Source organism: Agarivorans sp. B2Z047 (genome assembly GCF_023373605.1).
Taxonomy (GTDB): domain Bacteria; phylum Pseudomonadota; class Gammaproteobacteria; order Enterobacterales; family Celerinatantimonadaceae; genus Agarivorans; species Agarivorans albus.
Window position 1 is genome coordinate 1,435,980 of record NZ_CP088080.1, and the last position, 20,943, is coordinate 1,456,922.

Consider the following 20,943-nt stretch of genomic DNA (forward strand, 5'->3'; position numbering starts at 1 on the left):
CGCAGCTTAGCTGCGCCCTTTTTTGTTAGCGTAACTCGCGACGCAAAATCTTACCTACATTGGTTTTAGGTAGCTCTTCACGGTAAACAATGTCTTTTGGCATTTTGTAACCGGTAAGGTGTTTGCGGCAGTGCTTTTTAATTTCTTCTCGGCCAACTCGCGCATTACAAACCACAAATAAGCGAATGCGTTCGCCACTCACATCGTCTGGAACGCCAACTGCTGCAGCTTCAACAATGGATGGGTGTAGCGTTGCAACTTCTTCAATCTCGCTAGGAAAGACGTTAAAACCTGACACCAAGATCATGTCCTTTTTACGGTCTTCAATAAAGAAATAGCCTTGCTCGTCCATGCGACCAATATCGCCAGACTTAATCCACCCATCTTCGGTGATAACGTTGGCGGTTTCTTCAGGTTGTTTCCAGTAGCCCTGCATAACTTGCGGGCCTTTTATTTGTAGCTCACCGACACCGCCCACGTCTAGCTCGTTACCTTCTTCATCTACCACTCGAATTTGGGTGCTAGGCATCGGTACCCCAATAGAGGGGATAAAGGCTTGTTGTTGATGGGTTCCTGCAGCCACAACTGGCGAACATTCGGTAAGCCCATAACCTTCAATAATTGGCATTTGGGTAAGCTCTTGCCATTGCTCGGCAATGTGCTTTTGGGTAGCCATGCCACCGGCAATGGTGAAGCGTGCTTTCGAAAAATCTAGCTGCCTAAAGCCGGCATGATTAAGCAAACCGTTAAACAGTGTGTTTAAGCCAAAAATCATGGTGAAAGGGTACTTACGAAGATCGTTTACAAAGCTATTAAGATCACGTGGATTAGTAATTAATAAGTTTTTGCCACCAATATACAAGATGAACATCATGCTCACGGTGTTGGCGAAGATGTGGTAAAGCGGTAGCGGCGTTACCGCGTGTTCTTGGTCTAATAAGGTGCGTGGGGCAAAGTGATAGTAAACCTGAATCACGTTAGCTAACACATTACGGTGAGTTAACATTGCCCCTTTCGCCACACCAGTCGTGCCGCCGGTATATTGTAAATAAGCAATATCATCACCGCTAAGCTGCGGCTTTTGATAAGCCATGGTTTTGCCCTGAGTTAAGGCGCGGCGCATTGATATGGCACCAGGCAAGTTGTACTTAGGCACCATTTTTTTAACGTACTTAACCACAAAGTTAACTAGGGTGCGTTTGTGCACGGCTAATTGGTCGCCGATACTGGTAAGAATAACGTGTTTAACTTGGGTATCTTTAATCACTTGCTGCAGGCTATTACCAAAGTTGGTTACGGCCACTATTGCGCTAGCTTCTGAGTCGCAAAGCTGGTGCTTTAATTCGCGTGGCGTATACAGCGGATTCACATTGACTACCACTAAGCCTGCTCGCAAGGCGCCATAAAGTGCAATGGGGTATTGCAACACGTTGGGCATCATTAAGGCGATACGCTCGCCAGCTTGCATGCTTAGCTCTTGTTGTAAATAGGCGGCAAAGGCCAGCGATTTTTGGTCTAGCTCTTGATAGGTGAGGCTTTTACCCATATTGATAAAGGCGGTTTGTTTAGGAAATTGTTTACAGCTGTGCTCAAACAATCCCAGCAAATTCTCAAATTGCTCTGTGCTTATTTCTGCGGGCACATCGTCTGGGTAGCTTTTTAACCAAGGTTGGTCTGATGAATTCATATTCTATCCTCACCCATTAGTTAGCACGAAAAGTCCTGTTTGGCGAACCAAGCGGTTTTACCAAGCAGATAATATGCTGTTTGGGGCTTATCTATTTTTGCCCGCAAGATTAGCTGATTGCGATAATAAACCCTAGCGTATTTTTGTGAATCGTTGAGCTAAATCATTAGCCAATTTCTCCAAGTAACCAGTTTTGTGGATAAAGTGGCAAGAAGTGTTGGATTTATTTGAAGCTAGCGAAGTTATTGAAGCCTTTAAATGACCGAGAGTGAGTTTGCTAGTTAGCAAAGCCTAAACGAACAATGGCAGTGGTGTTTAGGCTTTGCATTAGTACTTAGTCATTTTTTTGCTGTGTTTGACTGATTATGTTGTTAGCCAGAGCCTGCACTTCTGCTACTTTTCGTTTTAAATCTTCGGTGGCAAATTTGTTTAAGTTATTGCGTGAAGCTTCTAAAGTGATGCCTATTCCGATCATATCTAAAGTGTCACCCATGAGTATTTCCTCTGCTTGTTGGCTTTAGCGATATTGCTAGTACGTGCTTGCAGTGTAGATTGAATTGGCGACACTCAAAAATCCCTTAGGGATTGAATTTGTATCTCTTGGTTTGTGAGTGATATATTTCACTACTTATAGCTTGGTAGGCAAGCTGGTTTAGGGTATAGCAAAATAAACCAATGGATTTTCGAAATAAAATTCTGTTATTTATCTTCCAGTTTACAGAAGTGTTGAGTAAAGGCTTGCATAGCGAGGTTTTGGGGGCGTTCTTTTTTCCAGACTACATCGCAGTGCCAGTGCTCTTTGTTCATTCCATTCACCCACAGCTCGCTAAGTTGTTGCTGGGCGAACAGTGGCTCACATAAATAGCGCGGTAAAATAGCCCAGCCTAAACCAGCTTTCACTAATTCGATAATTTGCTGACTATTGCTGGCGCGTATTAAACGGTGGCTAATAGTTTGAGAACTCGCTAAACCCAACTGATTGAAAAAGTTGAAGCCTATTTGCCTAAGCTGGCGAAGCTCTAGCTCCGAGACTTCTACTTTCTGTTGGTAGGGCTCAGCCTTAATCGCGCAACACAATTCAAACTGATAAGCGCGTGAATAAACCAGCTGAGTGGAGTATTCAAAGGTTCCTAAACTAAAGCCGATATCTACTTCACCTTGTTCTACCCAGTGGTGAATACTTATGGTGTCGCCGCTAAGCACATCAATATCTAGGCTTTGATACTGTTGATTAAGCGCCTTTAGCCCTAAGGCAAATTGCTCATCCATTAGTGATACATCGACCGCTATGCTGAGTTTATCGGGCTGTGCTTCAAGTAAGCCTTGGGCTTTTTGCTCAAAGTAATTTAGCTCGCTAAGAACTGATTTGGCTGAGCGAGTGAATAAGCTTAATTCTAAGTCAAGCTCTAAGTCGTTTACTAAATGACTAACCGTAGTGCGATGTTTTCCTAACTTGCGGGCCGCCGGGCCAAATCCTCCGCACTCTTTGGTATAAACAAATGCTTCGAGTTGCTCAATCGATAGCGACATAGACCAGCCTTGAAAATCGTTGATTTTGAGTACTATATCTTATTTAGAGTCAGATTGTTTTTGGTGTTATTGTTTACTACTTTTAACTTAAGTAGTGGCAAAAGGAACTGCCAGTGTTACGACTATTCACTTTTATTGTCAGTTGTTTATGGCTTGCATCAGCGCAAGCCGCATGTGAGAAAATTCGCGTGAACGGTGAGCATAATTGGTTTGACGTGTCATACAGAGTTAATGCTCAAGCTCCCTTGCAAGGCTTAGCGGTCGACTTGGCAAATCGAGTTTTTGCCGATGTAGGCATTGATGTTGAGTATCAAGCAATGGTGCCTTGGAAGCGGCAGTTTTTGCAGTTGGAAACGGGTGATTTGGATGTGGTTATTGCTGCTTTTTATAACCAGCAACGTGGTAGTAAGTTTGTATTTAGCGATGCGGTAGGCGTGGAATACAGCACAGCTTTTATTCATAAAGAGCAAAGTGCTGCTTTTAGTGGCTTAGAAAGCTTAGAGGGCAAGCGTGGCATACAAATGCTGGGCAGTAGCTTTGGTGATCAGTTTGATAGCTATGCCAAGCAAAACCTTACTATTTCTACAATGGATGACCTAGATAGAGCGATTAAGCTGATTGCCTTAAAAAGAGCTGACTATTTGTTATATGCCACCCATGGGGGCAGACTAAAAATTGCTGATACAGAATATGCCGATGTATTGGTGGATATGCAGCCTAGTATTAGCGAGCAGAACATCTATATGGTGATGTCTAAATCTTCTCCTTGCTTAGAGCATTTAGATGAAATTAATCGCGCAATTAGGCGCAACCGGGACAATTTTTAGCGGTTGCCTTACCAATAAAAAAGCAAGCCCTAGGGCTTGCTTTTTAGTGAGGTAAATTGCGAAGGCTTAAACCTCTTCTATTTCTTCTAATTTTGTAGAGCCACCATGGTGTGTTTCGCGGCGGCGCTGAATCATCGCGTAAAAACCAGGAATTAAGAAGGTGCCTACTAGTAATACACACAGCAATCCACCTACCAGCGATATTCCCAAAGAGTTTTGGCTAATATGGCCTGCGCCATTCGCTAAAACCAGTGGGATCATGCCAAAGATAAACGACCAAGAGGTCATGTTTACCGCTCTAAAGCGCAAGGTGCCTCCGGTTACCGCCGCTTGATTGATCGGCATGTCCTTGTCTTCACGTTGCATACGAGCAAACTCAACAATCAAAATGGCATTTTTGGCGGCCAGGGCAATCAGCAGTACTAAGCCTATTTGCGCATATAAGTTCATTGGCAAACCAGCAATGGCTAACGCAACAAAAGAACCTAAAGTGGCTACGGGCACTACCAGGATAATGGCAAGCGGAATCGTCCAGCTTTCGTATTGTGCCACCATAAACAGGTAGATGAATAGCAGTGCTAAGGCAAAGGCGAATATGGCCATGTTACCCGCTTGGATCTCTTGGTAAGCCATGCCTGTCCATTCATATTGGTAACCATTTGGCAGCTCTTCTGCGGCTATTCGCTCCATTGCTGCAATGGCGTCACCAGATGAGTAACCCGGTGCCGGTTGGCCTTGCAGTACTGCGCTGCGGTACAGGTTGTAACGCCAGGCAACGTCGGGTGCAAACTGCTGTTCAATGGTGACCAAGGTACTCAGTGGCACCATGTCGCCACTCATGCTACGAACATGAAACTGACCAAGGTTATCTAGGCGGCTACGGTATTCATCCTCTGCCTGCATGGTGACTCGGAAGTTTTTACCGTAGAGGGTAAAATCGTTTACGTATAACGAGCCAAGGTTAGCTTGTAAAGTTGTAAACAAATCTCCAAGTGGCACGCCTAGCTGTTTAGCTTTGCTGCGGTCGATGTCTACATAAAAGTGCGGTACGTCGGCTCGGAAAGTACTAAAAGCACTGCCAATTTCTGGTGCTGCATTGGCCTTAATAGTGATGTCTTGCATCACCTGGGCAAGGTCGCTGCGCGAGCGGCCTAAGCCATCTTGCAGTACAAACTCAAAGCCTGAAGCGGTGCCCATGCCAGGAACAGCAGGTGGGCCAAAGGCGAAAATCATTGCATCTTGAATTCGCCCATAGGCTTGTTCATTAATACGTTGGCTAATCGCAAAAGAGCTGTGATCGCCCGCTAGATCGTTGCGCTCGTCCCAGTGTTTTAGTTTTACAAACATGGTGGCAGCATTTGACTGAATAGCCCCAGCCAACAAGCCGTAGCCGTTAGCTAAACTCACTGCTTCTACGCCAGGTTCTTCAAGGATAATGTCATTGAGACGCTGAGAGACCTCCGCTGTGCGGCTAAGTGAAGCTGAGTCGGGCAACTGCACGTTAACCAGCAATACGCCTTTATCTTCTTGCGGAACAAACGCTTTAGATGTGTTGTGGTTCATCCACGCTACAGCAGCAATGGCCAAGCAGAAGAATACCACTAACGCTGCACTGCGCCTTACCAACATGCCAGCAGCTTGTCCGTAACGGGTGGTAATTGCCACTAAACCTCGGTTAAACAGCGCAAACCAACGCGCTTGTTTTTGCTTACCGCGCTTTAATACTAACGAACAAATCGCCGGTGAAAGGGTTAAGGCGTTGATTGAGGAAATAACAACCGAGATACAAATGGTAATGGCAAATTGACGATACATTACCCCGGTAATTCCTGGCAGCATAGCAACCGGTAAGAACACCGCTAGCAATACCAAGGTGGAGGAAATAATCGGCCCAGTTACTTCGCGCATCGCTTTTAAGGTGGCTTGGCGTGGGGTGAGTTCTGGGTGGGCCGATAGTTTACTGTCGACGTTTTCAATCACCAGAATCGCGTCATCCACTACAATACCGATGGCCAAAATTAAGCCAAACAAGGTAATGGTGTTAATGGTAAAGCCGGTTGCCAACATAATGGCAAAGGTGCCGATCAGTGATACCGGAATAGCCACTACCGGTATTAGCGTAGAACGCCAACTTCCTAAGAATAGGTAGGTAACTAAAATTACCAGCAAAATAGCTTCAATTAGGGTTTTAATTACACCTTTGACTGACTCTTCCACAAATAAGGTGGTGTCGTAGGCAATTTCGTAATCCATTTTCTCTGGCATATTGGCTTTAAGCTGGCCCATTAAAGCCATTACTGCTTCGCCACTTTCTAAAGCGTTAGCGCCAGTTTGCAAGGATAAAATCACTGATACTGAAGGTTGGTCCCTAAACTCGCCAAAAGCGGCATAACCACGTTTGCCTAACTCTACCCGGGCTACGTCTTTCAAATAGATTTTTGAGCCATCGGCATTGGCGACTAATAGAATGTTTTCAAAATCTTCTACGGTATCTAAGCGGCCTTTGGTGAGCAGGCTAAACTGCACGTCGTTGTTAGCTTGGTAGGGCGGCGCACCAATAGAACCCACAGCCACTTGCACGTTTTGCTCAGCTAAACTGGCGCGAATGTCACTGGAGGTTAAGTTAAGGTTGGCAAGCTTTAATGGATCTAACCAAACCCGCATTGAGTATTCAGCTGAGCTAATTACTCGTACGTCACTAATGCCTTTTACGCGAGCGAGTTGGTCTTCAATGTTTAGCGTGACGTAGTTGTTTAAGAAGGTATCGTCGTAGTGCCCGTCTGGAGAATAAAAGTTAAGCACCATTAATAAGTCTGGTGAACGTTTACGTACGGTTACGCCCACTTGGCGCACTTCTGGCGGCAACTTAGATTCAATTTGAGTAACCCGGTTTTGCACATTAATTTGTGCCATGTCGGGGTCGGTACCAATATCAAAGGTTACCGTTAGTGAATAAGAGCCATCGTTAGCGCTTTTGGAGTTCATGTATAACATGTCTTCCACGCCATTTACCGAGCTCTCAATCACTTCGGCGACGGCTTCTTCTACGGTTTCTGCGCTGGCACCAGTGTAGTAAGCGGAAACGCTTACCGAAGGCGGGCTAATTTGAGGATATTCGGCCACTGGCAAAACCATTAGGGCAATAGCCCCAGCCAACGACAATAAGATAGAAATTACCAAAGCAAACTTTGGCCTTTGAATAAAAAAGCGACTAAGCATAGTGACTAATTACCTTATCCTTGCTGCTTTTCAACAACTTGTACTGGGTGACCATGGCGTACACGTTGTAAGCCAGCAGTGATAACCTGCTCGTTACCTTGCAAACCTTTATGTATCACAACGCCTTGCTCTAGCACTGGGCCAATGGTGACATTACGACGCTCTGCCTTGTTGTCTTCGCCGACTAACATGACAAATCCGCCCTCTAAGTCACTTTGTACCGCGCGACGAGGGATCACTGTTGCTTCAACTAATGCGGTGCTGGTAAGGCCTATTTCGACATATTGACCGGGCAAAAGCTGCTGTTGCGGGTTGTCGAACTGAGCACTGATATTGATAGTACCGGTTTGTAAATTAATTCGGTTGTCGATGAAATCTAAACGGCCTTTATTGGGGTAACTACGGTTATCGCTAATCACTAAATCAACGATGGTATCGTCGGTTTGTGCACTTGAGTGAGCGTCTACATGATCAAGCCCCATCGCTAGGCGCTCACGCTCCGATACACGAAAACTAGCGCGAATTGGATTCAAGCTCACAAGGTTAGTTAACGCGCCGCTAGTCATAGTGATTAAGTCACCTTTACTTACTTCACTTTGGCCAATTCGCCCATCAAAAGGGGCAACAATGCTGGTGTGTTTTAAATCGACTAAGCTGGCGTTAAGTTCTGCTTCTGCAGCTTCTAACTGAGCTTCGGCAGATAGCTTTTCTGCGGTTAAGCGGTCAAACTCTGAGCGGCTAATATTATTCTTTGGCAATAAACGTTCGCCACGTTGCCAGTTTATTTCAGCATTGGTTAGTGCTGCCTTAGCTTTTGCGAGTGAGGCTTTGGCTTGAGCAACTGCGGCTTGGTAGCGGGTCGGGTCAATTTCATAAAGCAGTTGTCCGCGTTTTACCATCTGGCCATCTTCAAAGTGGCGTTTTACCAAGTAGCCACTTACTTGTGCGCGAATATCTACATCTTGATAAGCCTCAATGCGACCAACAAATTGCTGGGAAGGCGCGTATTGAAGGTTTTGTGCCAATTCAGTGTTAACTAAGCTGGCGGGTATCTGGGCGGCAGACTCGGTAGAAGAGTTGCACGCACTGAGCAAAACTAATGCTGCGGCAGTCACAAGCATACGAAGACGGGTGGAAAACATGAAACTATCCTCAAACTATACAATGGTGCGGAACAAGTTGCCGAAAGAGCCGAGAGCTCCCTGCATTGGTATAGTTGGCGGATGCTAACTAGAACGCGATCCTTGCGAAACGCCTTTCTGACGCCTTTATTTTTAGTAATTACTAAAAATAAGTAGGGGCTAAATATACACCCATATTTACTAAAGGCAGCCTCAGTAATACCGAGTTTAAACTTCGGGATTTATCCGCAAGTTTGATGTTTGCTTGATGCTTTATCTGGTGAGTGAAGAATAAAGCAGCTTGTTAGTATTTGATTTCTCTTTAAAAGCTATTTATGAAATGGATAAAGCACAGCATTGGGCTTGGCTTTACGCTATTATCTAGCCAAATTTTAGAGCGCGTAGAGGGCATGATGGCACGCCAAGTGACATACAAATATAAACGTCAAACCAAGGTCATAAACTTTTCTTTTGATAAGTATCATGATGTACATGAAGCAGTAGCGGCAGCTGAAGGTGTTGATATTTCTTCATTTCTAGCTATGGAGAAACAGTTGGCTATGTCTACAAGAGACAAGGCGACCTTGAAAGAATACCGAGCAAAAGAGTTCCAGCGTTTAGGCTTTAGTGATATTCGCTTCTTAAAAGACGAAGAGAAAGAAGCCAAATAGTGATTTAGTGCTTGAAAGCGCTTTTCTATAAAGTGCCCCTATATTTAACAGGGTTTTTTATTAAGCTAGCTTGATAAACAACAGGGAATGTTAAATATGTCTGAATCTATCCACTTCTTAGCGCTAGTTGATGAGCTATCAGCGCTTGCACAAGTTGATGCAGTTTTACTGGCGGGCTCAAGAGCTAGCGGCCTTTCTGATAGCTATTCTGACTACGATGTATATGTTTATTTAAACGCCCCCTTGGCGGCTGAAGCACGTCAAAAGATAGTGGCAAAGCATTGTCAGTACCTTGAGTTAAATAATCAGTTTTGGGAAACCGAAGACGACGGTGTATTGCTCGACGGAATAGAGATTGAACTCATCTATCGAGACTTTTCCTTCCTGGAAAATGAGCTGCATTACTTAGTGGAGCGCCATCAAGCAAAGGTGGGTTATAGTTCCTGCTTTTGGGCAAACTTGCTAGATTCAAAAATCCTTTATGATGCTAACGGTCAAGCCAAGCGTTTACAGCAACGTTTTGATGTGGCTTATCCCAGCGCACTGCAACAAGCAATTGTAAATAAAAATGCGCCTTTACTTATGCAGCAAATGCCCGCTTACTACTTTCAATTAGCCAAGGCCTTAAAGCGCCAAGACCGGGTTAGCTTAAATCACCGTTGTGCAGAGTTTTTAGCCAGCTATTTCGACATTCTGTTTGCTATTAATGGGCTGCCGCATCCAGGAGAGAAGCGTATGCTTGAGTACGCTGAGCTGCACTGCAATATTTGTCCAAACCAGCTAGCTGAAAACGTCGAACGTTTGCTGGCTGAGGTGGGGCAAGCAGCAGACAGTTTATTAGATACAGTGAGTTTGCTGACCGAAACCTTACAGCAGGTGGTAACGACTCAAACTTCCTTAAGCTGGCCTGCTAAGGATTAGCAGATAAAAGATAAGCTACATTGATCTATCTCTATTGATTTAAATAATATTTAATGTGAAGGTAGCGCTAATCATAGTAGTAAAAACAAGGATGTATTGATGCTAATAAGCCGTAAAGCCGCAGGTGGTTTACTCGCGCTAACTCTATTCTCAGGCGCTTCTTTTGCAAGCTCCGAGCTAGCCGTTCCCTATGTTGTAGGGGGGGAAGATGCCCCTAAAGGTGCTTATCCGTGGATGGCTCAACTTAAAGCGGGTAGCAGCCACTGTGGCGCTGTGTTAATTAACGAGCAATGGCTGTTAAGTGCCGCGCATTGTACTTTCGATCAATATGAAGAAGGGCAGCATACTCAAGCTGAAGATATCATCGCTTTTATTGGCGAAGATGAATTCAATTATTCTTATGATGACGGTTTGCCGATGGCAGAGGTATGCCAACATCCAGATTACGTTGATTTTGATAACACTGAGGAAGGCAAGGTTAATGGAGACTATGACCTAGTGTTGATACGTTTAGCTGACGCTACTTCAATTACGCCAATAACGATTAATCAAAGTGCCATTTTTGACCAATACTCTCCTGGTTTTGGCTTGCGAGTAATTGGTTACGGCCGAGTAAACAATGATGCTGATAACCCCGAGTATCTTGATGAGCTTCAACAAGCCGATCTCTCTTTAACATCGGCCTCAGAATGTAGCCAGTTTTATGGCGCGGAGTGGTTAAGCGACCAAATGTTTTGTGCGGATAGTGATATAGCCGATTCATGTTCCGGCGACAGTGGTGGTCCACTGTTTATTGATGAGGGCACCCAATACAAGCTGGCAGGCATTGTTAGCTGGGGAACACGCAGTTGTGCTAATGCGCCTGGGGTTTACGCAGATGTTGGCAAATTGTCAGGCTGGATTAACCAAGTAATCCAAGCCAGCGAAGCAGAGCGAGCAGACCCAAGTTTGTGCTCTCAATTAGCTGCTGTTCCTCGGCCTAGCTCTGGTGGTGGAGGGGCTGCTGGCGGTCTAGGTTTAATTGCTTTGCTGGTGTTACGCCGCTTTAGAAAAGCTAAAAATTAGATTTTTCAATTAGTTAATTAACGGAATAATTCTTCCGTTAAATTGTTTAAAAAATCCTCATGCATCGGCGGGCGTTTTCTGGTAGATTACGCCCGCATTTTTATATGCCACTAACAAGCTGTCTCATGGAGTGCTGTTAAACAGTTGAGAACGTCCACCCCAAGGATTGGGCCAGCAATTTGGACGAACATTTTTGCTTGTTAATGAGAATTTTATGCAAAGTATTTTTGCCGATATCGTTGGACTACTTGGTACTGCCTTAGTGGTAGGTTCGTTTTTTCTTTTACAGTTAGAGCGTTTAAACCCCAAGCAACTTGCCTACAACCTAATGAACTTAAGCGGTGCAATTTTGCTGCTAATTAGTTTGTGCATTAATTTTAACCTAGCTAGCTTTGTTATTGAGCTATTCTGGATTGGTGCATCAGTGGTAGGTATTGTTAAGTACTTCAAACGAGAGCCTGCTGTCGCTCAAGCATAATTTAAAATGACTTCGCGATAATTTAAGAGCTATCGCCTCTATTCGATGGTGATAGTTCTTAATAAACAATTGAAGCTTTGTTTTTCCCTCCTGTCACTTACTCTGATACTTCCCGTTCAACTCGGCTAATTAAGCGCTGGCATATAAGCAACGAAAAGTGGCCTCTATGTTGTAGCTGCCATCGAGGTTCTCAAATGGCGACAAGGCCTTACGATGCGCTTTGTCCAATGCATGATGACTAGTATTTTCAATGGCTTTTGCTGCAACTCCTGATGAGGCTAAGCCGCGCAAGGCTGTTTCTAAATCAGCGTATTGCCAGGGGGACTCAACGTCGAAGATGTCTATAGGTTTTAGTCCAGACTTAAGTGCAAATTCACGTAATAAGGTTTTGTTGGATAGGGCAAAAGGCCCCGGAGAGCCTTTGGGTGGTGCGGGTAACAACGGTTTTAAGGCTGCCACTAAGGAGGCCGCTTGCATTCCTTCTGGTTCACCCCAAGTCATAATTATTACCTTGGCGCCAGGCTTGGCAACGCGTTTGGCTTCGCTTAAGGCTGCAACAGGATCCCCCGCATATTGAAATGAGTTAAAGCCGGTAATACAAGAAAAACTGTCATCTTTAAATGGCAGCGTTTCTATATCAGACACATGAAACGACCCGTTTGGAGAGCGCTGCTCGGCGATTTCTATTAAGGCTTGTGAAGCATCAACCCCATGCACTGTTGCGCCTTGTTCGCTGGCCAAAGCGGTGGCCATGCCAGAGCCACATCCAACGTCTAAGTAGTAGCTGGTCTCGTTAATGGCCAGTCTGTCAAATGCTGCTAGATATACCGGGCGACAGGTTTGCTCTTGAATATTGGCCCAGTCTTGAGATGACAATCCCCATAAGCGCCCATTAGTTTTGCCAGTTGTTGCGTGTTGGTGAGTATTCATCTCAAACTCCGTCATTTAAGCTGCTTAGACTTTAGTCTAATGCGCTAGTCTTACAGTTAAACAAAGCGATAACGACAGTGGCTTGTGCAGCATTATCTTTACAGTTAAGGCTTTGGGTGGTTTGGCTGATTATGCCTGAGGGGGAAGTGAATACTGGGCTTTCGGGCATCAATGTTAGGTGAACTCCTCGCAACAAATTTTCGACAAGAGCGATAAGTTTGACGACTTTGGCTGCACAAATGAGCAAAAGCTTTGTATGCTAGAGCGACTAAAAATAGGGCCTTTACTTATATGAATCAAATACATCCTCAATTAGCGCCAATTTGTGATTACCTTGAGCAACAATTGCTTGGCAAACCCAAAGCAGTGCGTTTGGCTTTGAGTTGTTTATTGGCCTCTGGCCATTTGCTGATTGAAGATCTGCCGGGTGCTGGGAAAACCAGTTTAGCTAAATGGCTTGCTGCTGGTTTTGGCTTAAGTTTTCAGCGAATTCAATTTACTAGCGATTTATTGCCTGCTGATATTATCGGTGTGTCGGTATTTGAACCGCCTACTCAGCAGTTTAAGTTTCATCCTGGGCCTATTTTTCACCATCTAGTTTTGGCTGATGAACTTAACCGCGCCAGTCCTCGCACCCAAAGTGCTTTGCTCGAAGCCATGGAAGAGCAGCAAGTGAGTACCGACGGTGAGAGCTACCCTTTAAAGGCGCCGTTCTTTGTTATTGCCACCCAAAACCCACGTGAGCAGCTTGGTACTTTCGACTTACCCGAGTCTCAGTTAGATCGCTTTGCCATGCGTTTAAGCATTGGCTTTCCTGATTTAGATTCAGAAATGGCAATGCTTAAACGAGGCAATCAACCCCCACAATCTTTAGCAGCGCTTTCGGTAGAGCAACTGTTGGAGTTGCAACAGCAAGTGAATGCGCTGCATTGCAGTGATGCTTTGTTAGATTATTTATTGCGTTTGGTGCACTGCAGCCGAGTGCTGGAAGGGGCTAGTCCTTTGTCACCACGTTGCAGCTTAACCTTACTTGCTTGCGCTAAGGCGTGGGCATTTGTTCATCATAAGCAGCACGTTTCCCCAGAGGATGTGCAAGCGGTGTTTAGTGCGGTGAGTGCCCACCGTTTAGGGCGAGGAGATAGCGGTGAAGCCTATGCCAAGCAAATATTGGCCGAAGTAGACCCCTATAGTGATTTGACTTAGGCATGAGACACAAATTGCTAAAAGCGTTTAAACAGTGGAAGGGCGTGCGCAGCGAGGCTTGGTTAGCTAAACGCGTGCCTAGCAGTAGTAGTTTACGTTTAACTCGAAAAAATCTGTTTATTCTGCCCACTCGCTTTGGTTGGGTTTTTTTAATCGCCTTAGTGGTGATGTTGATGATGGGCAGCAACTATCAAAATAACTTAATTATTGCCTTGGGCCTATGGTTGTTGGCGCTTTGGTTAGTGTGCTTGGTGTTATGCCATCAAAACATGTCGGGAAATACCGTAAGCTTATTGCAGCGGCCTGAAGGGCAATGTGACAAGCCGCTGCGTTTATTACTTAACATAGTTAACAACAAACAGCCCCAAGCCTTAGCTGCAGAAATAAAGAACTGGCCCTGTAAGCAAGCCTATCAACAACTCGATGGTCAGTTGGCGTTAGATTTGGAAGTACAGCAACGTGGGCGTCAACTACTGCCTCGGATAAGTCTCTCTAGTATCTTTCCTCTGGGTTTATTTAGATGTTGGACGGTGGCTGATTTTAATTGTGAGTTGCTGGCTTATCCTGCACCGCTGGCCGGTTTTGCTTGCCCTTCTCAAGAATGGGTAGAAGCCCATGATGTTGAGCGTGCGGCTAGTGATAGCCAGTTGCAAAGTGAATTTTCGGGCCTTAAAGCTTACCGTAGCGGCGAGCGAAAAAGCTTATTGGCTTGGAAGCAGTTTGCTGCGGGGCGAGGCTTACAGACTAAGGCATTTACTGGCAACCCTAGTATTGATTTACACCTTAGTGATCGCAGGCACAGCGGTTTGAATTATGAACAAACTCTCTCGGTATTGGCTTTTTGGTTGCGTCAGTTGGCGCAACAGCAACAGAGTTTTAGCTTACAAGTTGGTGCAAAGCAACTGGCCAGCGGTAGCGGTCAACAGCAACTAAAAGCGGGTTTAAGGTTACTTGCAGAGGCGCCGAGCGGTGATGAATAGTCTCAACAGTTCGCATATTCGCATGTCCTTATTGTGTTATTCGGCAACAGCCTTGTTATTGCTACAACAAGTGCCATGGCTGCTAGTGCTTGTAGGCTTGGCTGCGGGGTGGTGGCGCTTGCGGGTGATGCAAGGTTTAGCCACTTTACCTAAACCGCGCTGGGTAAAGCTAAGCTTAGTGCTACTTATTGCGCTGGTGCTGTGGTTGGCGCGCTCCTTTGAGTTGTTTGATAAGCTGGTGAGCCTGGTAATGCTTGGCTACAGCTTAAAGTATATTGAGCTGCATAAGCGGCGTGATGTGGAAATGTTTAGTCTTACTGGCTTGTTTTTGGTGGCATTTTCACTGGTTTTTTCTAGCCAGCCTTTAGCTGCATTGTTAGCTGCAATAGTGGCATTTTTACACTTGCTACTGTTGCTTAGCTTAGATGTGAAAGTAAGCTTTAACTGGGCTAAACGATTAGGCCTGTGGTTATTGGCTATTGCTCCCCTAGCTATCGCGCTATTTATTGTTGCTCCACGTTTGGCGCCTTTGTGGAAAATGCCTACCCCGAGCAGCGCGCAAACTGGCCTGTCTGATGTGGTTCGCCCTGGCGATATCAGCCAATTGATTCGCTCTGACAAGTTAGTATTTCGGGCGGAGTTTAGTCGCGCGCCAGAACCCGATGAGCTGTATTGGCGAGCCATGGTTTTAGACGAATTTGATGGTGAGCAATGGACCCGCAGCCAGATAGCCCAACAGAAACAAGCTCCCGATAGCTCAAGTGCTATTAATCAGTATCAACTCTTGTTAGAACCGGCCAGTCAAGCGTGGTTAGCCACCTTAAACCCTAGCCAAGTTCGTGGTGGTGGCGCCAACTACGTGGCCGATGGTAGCTGGCAACGTGAAGGCGAGAGCTTTCCACGACAAATTCTAAATTTTAGTCAATTAGAGCCGCCTACCAGCAGCGCAGTTCCACCTGCTTATTTGCACTTTCTTACCCGTTTACCGCAAAACATTACACCCAAAGTTAGCGAGCTTAGTGAGCACTTGGGGTCCGGCTTAAGCCCTCGAGCACCTGATTACCCAAAGCAAGTGATGACACGTGTGCAGCAGTGGTTCTTAAGTCAGCAGTTTAGTTATACCCTCAGTCCGCCGGCTTACCCTGGGCTGTTAGGCGTCGAGCGTTTTTTATTAGATCAGCAAAGCGGCTTTTGTGTTCACTATGCGCAAAGTGTGGTGATACTGGCGCGTTTACAGGGGATCCCTGCCCGCATGGTTACCGGCTTTTTAGGTGGAGAGTGGGAGCAACAAGACAGCTTACTGGCTGTGCGCAACTACGATGCTCATGCTTGGATGGAGTATTGGGATGGCCAAGGCTGGGTGCGTCTAGATCCCACTGCTTGGATCGCCCCTGACCGGGTGGAAAACAATCTACAGCAAAGCCAAGCTACCGCTCAGCAGTGGCAAAGCATTAGCGGTTGGGGCCAAAAGATTCGGTACACCCAAGGCTTTAACCAACTGCGCTTATGGCTTGCCCAAGCCGATTATTGGTGGGCTAAATGGGTACTTAACTTTGACCACAAACGTCAGTTAAGTCTGTTCTCTCAATTGCTGGCTTGGCTGCCGGGCAGCTCCTTATTAATGTTAACCGCCGGGATGATTTTGCTGGGTTTACTTACCACTGTTTTGCTTATGGCTAAACCTTGGCAATGGCGTCTGCCCAATAAACAAGTTGTCTCGCTTAAATGGCAGTGTTGGCTATTGGCAAGGCGGGGAGTAGTTCGGGCTAAAGGGGAAAGCTTTAGTCACTTCTTAAAGCGTGTAGAGCAGCAAGCTCCGCAGCGAGCATTCGCGCTAAAACACGCTATTAATAACTATAACCAAAAGCGCTATCAGCCTTAGGCTCCAATTTAACTATAAAGAGCTACTCGTTATGGTGGCTCGCATGAGGTTTTGATTCCTTTCTATCACTCAGTTTTTCGCTAATCATTTGTGTTTATTCACTAGGGGCTGTTGATCTTTGCTGATGGTTTTTGCAGCAATTTATTAGCCATTTAGGCAAGGCAGTGAGTGTGAAGTTAAGTGGGCTTAATAATTACTCGCTAACGCTGAATAAATGGCTAATAAATGCTGCCCGAAGGGTTTAGATAAGCGAACTTTACCCATTGTTGAGCACTTCTTGCTTAGCCCACTAGGCTTCTAAGTGCTCGCCGCGATTAAAGCCCGCTTATCTCGAACAAAATTTCAACACCAAAGATCAACAGACCCTAGTTCTTTTCAACAAATACAGTGAGTTTTCTTAATTAAGGCTAAATTATTTGTCAATTTGTGTGAGCTAACCAGATTATTAGCATCGCTGCTCGTAAAGTGAGCGACACTAAAAGCTCAGACAAAAGGAGATGATAATGGATTGGATTGAGTGGTTTGGTTACTTGGCGTCGGTGGTGGTGGCCATTTCGTTAACCATGAGTTCGATTGTAAAGCTGCGCTGGTTAAACATGGTTGGGGCGGCGCTGTTTTCTACTTATGGGTTTATTATTGGTGCAATGCCGGTGGCTTTGTTAAACCTATTTATTGTATTTGCTAACGTTTATTACTTGCAGGGTATCTACCGTAGCAAGGACCAATTTAAACTAGTGGCAGTGGAAGCTAGCAGCCCATTGCTTGGTTTTTGGATTGAGCACTATCAAACTGATATCGAGAAGTATTTCCCGCAATTTTCAACAGATAGCTTGCTGGGGCAGGGCTGTTATATGCTTATGCGCAATAGTGAGCCTGCTGGCATTTTGGTGGGCAAACAGCAGCTGCATGAGTTTGAAATAAAGCTCGACTATGTTTTCCCGGCTTATCGCGACTTTAAAACTGGCGACTACCTTTACCATAGCTCAGGATTTTTTGAGGCTTTAGGGGTTAAGCAGCTAATTAGCTATACCGCAGTAGCTAGCCATCAACAGTATTTAGTTAAAATGGGCTTCAAACCTTCGGGTGATAATGCAGCACTATACCAATATAAACTTGCTTAGCGCTAAGGCAGCAGAATAGCGCAACATGCTGTTAATTTTATGCTAGGGTGAGTTTTTTGATTCGCCTTTAGGTAACTGTAATATGCGTTTGAAATTGCTGCCGTTTTTGTTTCTGCCTTTGCTATTTGCTTGCGTTCCTGTCGAGCAAGCCCGCGCTCCCGAAACCCGCTCAACTACCGTTGTTACTGGGGATGTTGAGTACTTAAACAGCTCCAATGGCCGATATGCTTGGCACCCAAGTCTAGGCAAAGCTCATCTAGAGAAGGCCGAGAATGAAGAGCTACTATTAAGCGAGCTGCGCAAAAGTATTGCTAAAACAATGGCTGAGAAGGGCTACCAACAAGTCTCTTTGCAGCAGCAACCCGACTTTTTAGTTGGCGTGGGCGCAGCGCTTGAATCTCAAATGAGTGACCAGCAAATATTAGAACGCGCTGGTATGATGGCGGGGATGTCTAGTGATTCACTAGATCCTGAGCTCTACCAAAAAGGCTCAATTATGGTGGCGCTATTTCAAGCAGAAGATACTGGCCCATTTTGGCGGGTATTAGGCCAAGGCATGGCACCTACAGATATTCCCCTTAGCGAACGAAAGCTGCGTATCGAATCAGCCATTGAGCGTTTGCTGCAATATCTACCTCAGCGATGAGTCGCTTTGGCATGTAGTTGACTAAGTTAGTGACTTAAGGACAAAAGCGATGACCGAGAATACACCTAGTAGTTTTAGCGTAAAGCAAGCAGCAGAATTAGCAGGCATAAGCAGCGACACTTTGCGGTTTTACGAAAAAAAAGGGCTGTTGTTTACGGTTAATCGCTCACCTAGTGGCCATCGTCGTTTTAGTTCGCAAAACATAGAATGGCTGCGTTTTATTGTTTGTTTGAAGTCTACCGGCATGTCGCTTGATGCGATTAAGCAATATCGCGATATGCTGGACGAAGGCCCTAGCACCGAGCAACAGCGTTTGCAGCTGTTGCTCGATCATAAACAGCAAACCGAGCAACAAATAGCCTGCCTAAATCGAAATTTAGAACACGTACAGCGGAAAATAGAGCACTACCAAACCGGTAGCGAATTAAGCATTAAACTTAAGTCGCTTTAAACCGATTCAATCAAGGCGATATCTTGTTTATCGAGGTTAAGGCTAGCGCCTTTTATTACCCCATCAGCTTGCTCAGGGCTACGCATTCCCACAATGGCGCCGGTTACTGCCGGGTGCTTTAAGGTCCATGCAATCGCAACTTCTGCTGCCGATACTTGATGTTTTTCTGCAACTTGCTGTAGGGCAGCAACTATTTTTAAGTTATGACTTAACTTTGGTTCGTTGAAGTCATCGGCTTTTTTGCGCCAATCATCATCACCCATTGCAGCGATCCGTTCGGCGCTCATTTTTCCAGTAAGTAAGCCAGATCCCATTGGTGAGTAACAAATCACCCCGGCATTGTGTTGCTGACAATAGGGCAGTAGCTCAGTTTCACATTCCCGGTTTATTAGGCTATATGGTGGCTGCATACTGTTAATAGGGGCTATTTTTTGTAGGCTTTGCATCTGTTCGATGGAGTGATTAGAAACGCCTAAATAACGAATCTTCCCCTGCTGTTTTAACTCAAGCATGGCTTGCCAAGCTTCTTCAATGTCCTCGGCTGGGTTAGGCCAGTGAATTTGGTATAAATCGATGGTTTCTACTTGCAGGCGTTTTAGGCTATTTTCTACTTCCTGTTTAACACTGGCTGCTTTAAGACATGGCTCAATATTATTTTGTGCATCCCAGTTAAAACCACATTTGCTAAAGATAAGTGGTTTTTCACTCAAGCTTTTAATGGCTTTACCTACTACTTCTTCGCTGTGTCCAAGCCCATAAACGGGCGCTGTATCGATCCAATTAATGCCTAATGATAAAGCGTGTTGAATGGTAGCAATGGAGTCTTCATCTTGCTGTGCTCCCCAGCCCCACTGCCACTTTCCACCCATTGCCCAAGCGCCTAAACCAATACGAGAGATATCTAAATCGCTGTTGCCCAAACGTGCCAATTCCATGTTGACTCCTCAAAAGCCTTGTTGATTACTATGTAAACAAATAACTTAGGCCTGAGTGTAAATCTTGGAGTTAACTCCAAGTCAAGTGCTAATACTGAGTCGGTGAAATATCGCTTTGACTAGTGATATTTCAACACATTCGGCTAGGATTAAATTAAGCCCTAAACTTATTGAAAAAGAAGGCCTTATTTCGGTTAATCTAATTTGGCTTGCGACCTTGTGCTGACTACACTGAGGCGATAAATAAGTTATAAAAACGATGCAGGAATCTTCATGTTAAAACAATACCCAGTTACCGATTTACACCGCCACTTAGATGGCACCATTCGCGCAGAAACCATTTTGGAATTGGGTCGGAAGTTTAACGTAAGTTTGCCTGCTAACTCGCTACAAGAATTAATCCCTCATGTGCAAATTACCAAGCAAGAGCCTAACTTGGTGGCCTTCCTTTCTAAGTTAGATTGGGGGGTAAATGTATTAGGTGATTACGATGCTTGTGCGCGGGTGGCTGAAGAGAACGTTGAAGATTTAGTAAAAGCGCAGATCGATTATGCCGAATTACGTTTTAGCCCAGGCTATATGGCGATGAGCCATAAACTTAACCCAGAAGGGGTGGTTGAAGCGGTTATCGAAGGTGTGCGCCGTGGCATGCAAAAGCATGATGTGCAAGTAAACTTAATTGGCATTATGAGCCGCACTTTTGGTCAGCAAAGTTGTAGCGATGAATTAGCCGCTTGTATGGCGTTTCGCGATCAAATTGTGGCGGTAGATTTAGCGGGTGACGAGTTAGGTCATCCGGGTAGTTTATTTGTGGAGCAGTTTTCACGTGCCCGAGATGCAGGTTTTGCTATTACGGTACACGCTGGCGAAGCCGCTGGTCCAGAGAGTGTGTGGCAAGCGATTCGCGAACTAGGGGCAACCCGTATTGGTCATGGCGTTAAGATTGCCGACGATCCAGAATTAATGGACTATGTAGCAAAACATAAGATTGGTGTTGAGTCTTGCTTATCATCTAATTTCCAAACCAATACCACGCCAGACTTAAGCCAGCATCCACTCAAACGCTTTTTAGAACATGGTATTCGAGCTAGCTTAAATACCGATGACCCTGGCGTATCGGCGATTGATTTACCCGACGAATACCGCATTGCACGCGAGCAGTTGGGTTTTGGAGATGAACAGATCGCCAAACTGCAAAGCAACGGTTTGAAAATGGCCTTTATTAGTGAAAGTGCGCGTCAGGCCTTGCGGGAAAAAGCCTCAAAACGCTAAAGGA

20 protein-coding genes are annotated in these 20,943 nt (G+C 45.3%); 12 read left to right on the top strand and 8 right to left on the bottom strand.

Going from position 1 to position 20,943, the window contains the following annotated elements; all coding sequences use genetic code 11:
* Window positions 1-25: 25 nt before the first annotated feature.
* From LQZ07_RS06570 to LQZ07_RS06580, 3 genes are all read right to left on the bottom strand, one after another.
* Window positions 26-1,687 carry an AMP-binding protein gene (locus LQZ07_RS06570; RefSeq protein WP_152780146.1) on the bottom strand — a complete coding sequence of 554 codons (1,662 nt, stop codon included), beginning with the start codon at window positions 1,685-1,687 and terminating at the stop codon, window positions 26-28.
* Between the two features lie 334 nt (window positions 1,688-2,021).
* The gene (locus tag LQZ07_RS06575) at window positions 2,022-2,180 is read right to left on the bottom strand and encodes a hypothetical protein (RefSeq protein ID WP_016400405.1); all 159 of its coding nucleotides are present in this window, start codon (window positions 2,178-2,180) and stop codon (window positions 2,022-2,024) included.
* A gap of 206 nt (window positions 2,181-2,386) precedes the next feature.
* A complete protein-coding gene (locus LQZ07_RS06580) occupies window positions 2,387-3,217 on the bottom strand; it encodes a LysR family transcriptional regulator (RefSeq protein ID WP_152780144.1) in 831 nt (276 codons plus the stop codon).
* A gap of 113 nt (window positions 3,218-3,330) precedes the next feature.
* On the opposite strand from LQZ07_RS06580, the gene LQZ07_RS06585 reads away from it, so the two are divergent.
* Window positions 3,331-4,044 (top strand): ABC transporter substrate-binding protein, encoded by a 714-nt coding sequence (locus tag LQZ07_RS06585; protein WP_194164064.1) that lies wholly within the window; start codon window positions 3,331-3,333, stop codon window positions 4,042-4,044.
* Window positions 4,045-4,110: 66 nt separating this feature from the next.
* On the opposite strand, the gene LQZ07_RS06590 is transcribed toward LQZ07_RS06585, so the two are convergent.
* A complete protein-coding gene (locus tag LQZ07_RS06590; protein WP_152780140.1) occupies window positions 4,111-7,263 on the bottom strand; it encodes an efflux RND transporter permease subunit in 3,153 nt (1,050 codons plus the stop codon).
* A gap of 14 nt (window positions 7,264-7,277) precedes the next feature.
* A complete protein-coding gene (locus LQZ07_RS06595; RefSeq protein WP_152780138.1) occupies window positions 7,278-8,405 on the bottom strand; it encodes an efflux RND transporter periplasmic adaptor subunit in 1,128 nt (375 codons plus the stop codon).
* Between the two features lie 314 nt (window positions 8,406-8,719).
* On the opposite strand from LQZ07_RS06595, the gene LQZ07_RS06600 reads away from it, so the two are divergent.
* From LQZ07_RS06600 to LQZ07_RS06615, 4 genes are all read left to right on the top strand, one after another.
* Window positions 8,720-9,055 carry a DUF2960 domain-containing protein gene (locus tag LQZ07_RS06600; RefSeq protein WP_152780136.1) on the top strand — a complete coding sequence of 112 codons (336 nt, stop codon included), beginning with the start codon at window positions 8,720-8,722 and terminating at the stop codon, window positions 9,053-9,055.
* A 96-nt stretch (window positions 9,056-9,151) separates the two neighbouring features.
* A complete protein-coding gene (locus LQZ07_RS06605; protein WP_152780134.1) occupies window positions 9,152-9,976 on the top strand; it encodes a nucleotidyltransferase domain-containing protein in 825 nt (274 codons plus the stop codon).
* A 99-nt stretch (window positions 9,977-10,075) separates the two neighbouring features.
* On the top strand, window positions 10,076-11,041 hold the full coding sequence (locus LQZ07_RS06610; RefSeq protein ID WP_152780132.1) for a trypsin-like serine protease: 966 nt from the start codon (window positions 10,076-10,078) through the stop codon (window positions 11,039-11,041).
* 214 nt (window positions 11,042-11,255) lie between these two features.
* Entirely contained in the window at window positions 11,256-11,519 is a 264-nt protein-coding gene (locus tag LQZ07_RS06615) for a hypothetical protein (RefSeq protein ID WP_016400397.1), read from the top strand.
* A 129-nt stretch (window positions 11,520-11,648) separates the two neighbouring features.
* Here the strand turns inward: LQZ07_RS06615 and LQZ07_RS06620 are convergent, their stop codons facing one another.
* Both LQZ07_RS06620 and LQZ07_RS06625 read right to left on the bottom strand, forming a co-directional pair.
* Entirely contained in the window at window positions 11,649-12,464 is an 816-nt protein-coding gene (locus tag LQZ07_RS06620; protein ID WP_152780130.1) for a class I SAM-dependent methyltransferase, read from the bottom strand.
* Between the two features lie 16 nt (window positions 12,465-12,480).
* Window positions 12,481-12,618 carry a hypothetical protein gene (locus LQZ07_RS06625; protein WP_194164063.1) on the bottom strand — a complete coding sequence of 46 codons (138 nt, stop codon included), beginning with the start codon at window positions 12,616-12,618 and terminating at the stop codon, window positions 12,481-12,483.
* Between the two features lie 122 nt (window positions 12,619-12,740).
* Between LQZ07_RS06625 and LQZ07_RS06630 the strand changes: the two genes are divergently transcribed.
* The 6 genes from LQZ07_RS06630 to LQZ07_RS06655 all read left to right on the top strand — a co-directional run bounded on the left by LQZ07_RS06630 (window position 12,741) and on the right by LQZ07_RS06655 (window position 18,732).
* A complete protein-coding gene (locus LQZ07_RS06630) occupies window positions 12,741-13,652 on the top strand; it encodes a MoxR family ATPase (protein ID WP_152780128.1) in 912 nt (303 codons plus the stop codon).
* A gap of 2 nt (window positions 13,653-13,654) precedes the next feature.
* Entirely contained in the window at window positions 13,655-14,632 is a 978-nt protein-coding gene (locus LQZ07_RS06635) for a DUF58 domain-containing protein (RefSeq protein WP_152780126.1), read from the top strand.
* Window positions 14,625-16,514, top strand: coding sequence for a DUF3488 and transglutaminase-like domain-containing protein (locus LQZ07_RS06640; protein WP_152780124.1), 1,890 nt, complete (start codon window positions 14,625-14,627; stop codon window positions 16,512-16,514). The genes LQZ07_RS06635 and LQZ07_RS06640 overlap by 8 nt, the downstream gene beginning before the upstream one ends.
* A 503-nt stretch (window positions 16,515-17,017) precedes the next feature.
* Window positions 17,018-17,635: a hypothetical protein gene (locus LQZ07_RS06645; RefSeq protein ID WP_152780122.1), complete on the top strand. Its 618-nt coding sequence runs from the start codon at window positions 17,018-17,020 to the stop codon at window positions 17,633-17,635.
* Window positions 17,636-17,717: 82 nt separating this feature from the next.
* Entirely contained in the window at window positions 17,718-18,281 is a 564-nt protein-coding gene (locus LQZ07_RS06650; protein WP_152780120.1) for a DUF4136 domain-containing protein, read from the top strand.
* A 49-nt stretch (window positions 18,282-18,330) separates the two neighbouring features.
* Entirely contained in the window at window positions 18,331-18,732 is a 402-nt protein-coding gene (locus tag LQZ07_RS06655) for a MerR family transcriptional regulator (protein ID WP_016400389.1), read from the top strand.
* Here the strand turns inward: LQZ07_RS06655 and LQZ07_RS06660 are convergent.
* On the bottom strand, window positions 18,729-19,667 hold the full coding sequence (locus LQZ07_RS06660) for an aldo/keto reductase (protein ID WP_152780118.1): 939 nt from the start codon (window positions 19,665-19,667) through the stop codon (window positions 18,729-18,731). The two genes, LQZ07_RS06655 and LQZ07_RS06660, sit on opposite strands and share 4 nt — an antisense overlap.
* 273 nt (window positions 19,668-19,940) lie before the next feature.
* Between LQZ07_RS06660 and add the strand changes: the two genes are divergently transcribed.
* Complete coding sequence (gene add, locus LQZ07_RS06665; RefSeq protein WP_152780116.1) at window positions 19,941-20,939, top strand: adenosine deaminase; 999 nt, start codon at window positions 19,941-19,943, stop codon at window positions 20,937-20,939.
* The last annotated feature ends 4 nt before the right edge of the window (window positions 20,940-20,943 follow it).

Excerpts from the sequence above, each read along its gene's own strand:
- LQZ07_RS06625 (WP_194164063.1), bottom strand. The coding sequence starts at position 12,618 with ATGCCCGAAAGCCCAGTATTCACTTCCCCCTCAGGCATAATCAGCCAA.
- LQZ07_RS06655 (WP_016400389.1), top strand. The coding sequence starts at position 18,331 with ATGACCGAGAATACACCTAGTAGTTTTAGCGTAAAGCAAGCAGCAGAA.
- LQZ07_RS06610 (WP_152780132.1), top strand. The coding sequence starts at position 10,076 with ATGCTAATAAGCCGTAAAGCCGCAGGTGGTTTACTCGCGCTAACTCTA.
- LQZ07_RS06650 (WP_152780120.1), top strand. The coding sequence starts at position 17,718 with ATGCGTTTGAAATTGCTGCCGTTTTTGTTTCTGCCTTTGCTATTTGCT.
- LQZ07_RS06640 (WP_152780124.1), top strand. The coding sequence starts at position 14,625 with ATGAATAGTCTCAACAGTTCGCATATTCGCATGTCCTTATTGTGTTAT.
- LQZ07_RS06615 (WP_016400397.1), top strand. The coding sequence starts at position 11,256 with ATGCAAAGTATTTTTGCCGATATCGTTGGACTACTTGGTACTGCCTTA.
- LQZ07_RS06580 (WP_152780144.1), bottom strand. The coding sequence starts at position 3,217 with ATGTCGCTATCGATTGAGCAACTCGAAGCATTTGTTTATACCAAAGAG.
- LQZ07_RS06620 (WP_152780130.1), bottom strand. The coding sequence starts at position 12,464 with ATGACGGAGTTTGAGATGAATACTCACCAACACGCAACAACTGGCAAA.
- add (WP_152780116.1), top strand. The coding sequence starts at position 19,941 with ATGTTAAAACAATACCCAGTTACCGATTTACACCGCCACTTAGATGGC.
- LQZ07_RS06575 (WP_016400405.1), bottom strand. The coding sequence starts at position 2,180 with ATGGGTGACACTTTAGATATGATCGGAATAGGCATCACTTTAGAAGCT.
- LQZ07_RS06590 (WP_152780140.1), bottom strand. The coding sequence starts at position 7,263 with ATGCTTAGTCGCTTTTTTATTCAAAGGCCAAAGTTTGCTTTGGTAATT.
- LQZ07_RS06630 (WP_152780128.1), top strand. The coding sequence starts at position 12,741 with ATGAATCAAATACATCCTCAATTAGCGCCAATTTGTGATTACCTTGAG.
- LQZ07_RS06600 (WP_152780136.1), top strand. The coding sequence starts at position 8,720 with ATGAAATGGATAAAGCACAGCATTGGGCTTGGCTTTACGCTATTATCT.
- LQZ07_RS06645 (WP_152780122.1), top strand. The coding sequence starts at position 17,018 with ATGGATTGGATTGAGTGGTTTGGTTACTTGGCGTCGGTGGTGGTGGCC.
- LQZ07_RS06595 (WP_152780138.1), bottom strand. The coding sequence starts at position 8,405 with ATGTTTTCCACCCGTCTTCGTATGCTTGTGACTGCCGCAGCATTAGTT.
- LQZ07_RS06660 (WP_152780118.1), bottom strand. The coding sequence starts at position 19,667 with ATGGAATTGGCACGTTTGGGCAACAGCGATTTAGATATCTCTCGTATT.
- LQZ07_RS06570 (WP_152780146.1), bottom strand. The coding sequence starts at position 1,687 with ATGAATTCATCAGACCAACCTTGGTTAAAAAGCTACCCAGACGATGTG.
- LQZ07_RS06635 (WP_152780126.1), top strand. The coding sequence starts at position 13,655 with ATGAGACACAAATTGCTAAAAGCGTTTAAACAGTGGAAGGGCGTGCGC.
- LQZ07_RS06605 (WP_152780134.1), top strand. The coding sequence starts at position 9,152 with ATGTCTGAATCTATCCACTTCTTAGCGCTAGTTGATGAGCTATCAGCG.